At 70.6% G+C, this 1,515-nt stretch carries 1 protein-coding gene; it reads right to left on the bottom strand.

Features of this window, described 5'->3' with window-relative positions; all coding sequences use genetic code 11:
* Nucleotides 1-33: 33 nt before the first annotated feature.
* Nucleotides 34-1,430 (bottom strand): IS3 family transposase gene (locus ACSF8R_RS14580; protein ID WP_370428832.1). Its coding sequence is split into 2 segments (ribosomal slippage): nucleotides 34-1,094 and nucleotides 1,094-1,430, totalling 1,398 coding nucleotides; the frame shifts between segments, so codons are not numbered across the junction.
* Between the last annotated feature and the right edge of the window lie 85 nt (nucleotides 1,431-1,515).

Genomic DNA, 1,515 nt, shown 5'->3' with positions numbered 1-1,515 from the left:
CGGAAAGTGTCAAGGCGGGTGAGACAGATTCCGTCAGGCGGTCTGTATGAGGGCCTCCTGTGAGGGCTGGTTGATCCAGGCGGCCTCGGGCAGCTTGGGCGCCTGGGGTCGGCGGTGGCCGAAGCGCTCGGGACGGGCGGCGTAGGCCGCGTCCAGGGTGGCCTGGCGCTGGGCGCGGACCTGCCCGGCGGTGCCGAAGTGGACGCTGGCGGGGGTGTGCAGCCCGATCCCGCAGTGGCGGTGCTCGTGGTTGTAGTAGGCGAAGAACTGCTCGGCGAACGCGCCGGCGTCGGCCAGGGACCCGAAGCGCTCGGGGAAGACCGGGGCGTACTTCAGCGTCTTGAACGCCGCCTCGCTGTAAGGGTTGTCGTTCGACACGTGCGGGCGGGAGTGCGACCTGGCCACCCCGAGGTCGACGAGCAGCTGAGCGACCGGTTTGGAGGTCATCGAGGTCCCGCGGTCGGCGTGGATCGCCTCCGGCACGCCATGGATGCCCATGGCGTGCTCGAGCAGGTTCTTGGCGATCTCGGCGTCCTCGCGGGCCGCGATGGTCCAGCCCACGACGAACCTGGAGAAGATGTCGAGCACGACGTACAGGTCGTAGTACACGCCCCGCTCCGGCCCCTTGAGCTTTGTGATGTCCCAACTCCACACCTGCCCCGGCGCCGTCGCGACGAGCTCGGGCCGGGTCCGGGGCGGGTGGCTCGCCTGCCGGCGCCGTTCCCCGGCCATGTCGTGCTCGCGCAGGATCCGGTGCATCGTGGACATCGAGCACAGGTAGGTGCCCTCGTCCAGCAGCGTGGCCCAGACCTGGGCGACCGACTTGTCCGCGAACCGCTGGCTGGTCAACACGGCCAGCACGTGGGCCCGCTCGGCGGCGGACAGCTTGTTCGCCGGTGCCGGCCGCGGTGTCCGTGGACGTGGCGGTGGCGGGTTCTTGGCCCGGTAGTGACTGGCGCGGGAGCGACCCAGCAGCGCGCACGCAGCCGCGGTGCCGACGTGCTCGGCCAGCCCGTCGACGGCCGGGTTGATCACCGCGGCGACCGCGGCGGCTTGTCCGCGCTCTCGGAGAGCGTCTCCAAGAGCGCGTGTGCTTTTCCCATCAGGTCCAGCGCCGCCCTGGTCTTGGCCAGCTCGGCCTCGGCCTTCTCCGCCCGGGCCCGTAGCGCCTGCAGCTCCCGCTCGCGCCGGTCCCGCGGCTTGCTGCCCAGCCCGGACAGCGAGCCGGCGGCCGCGGCCTTGCGCCACTCGATGATGTGGGAGGTGTACAGGCCCTCCCGGCGCAGGATCTCCCCACGCCCAGAGCGGTCCGCGGCGTCGTACTCGGCCAGGATCGCCGCTTTGAACTCGGCGGTGAACGTCCGCCTCTTGGGCCGGTCAGCACGAGGAGCCATAGCCCCATCATCGGTGCCGACGTCAGCAACCGTCATCGTCATCTCAGTATTGGTCCGTTCTCGCCCCGTGCAGTGCGAAGGTCAGCAGTGCTGGTGTCTCACCCCATCCTGACGCACAGGG

The organism is Microbacterium sp. bgisy189 (assembly GCF_965345345.1).
Classification (GTDB): domain Bacteria; phylum Actinomycetota; class Actinomycetes; order Actinomycetales; family Microbacteriaceae; genus Microbacterium.
This window is presented reverse-complemented; position numbering and strand designations above follow the sequence as displayed.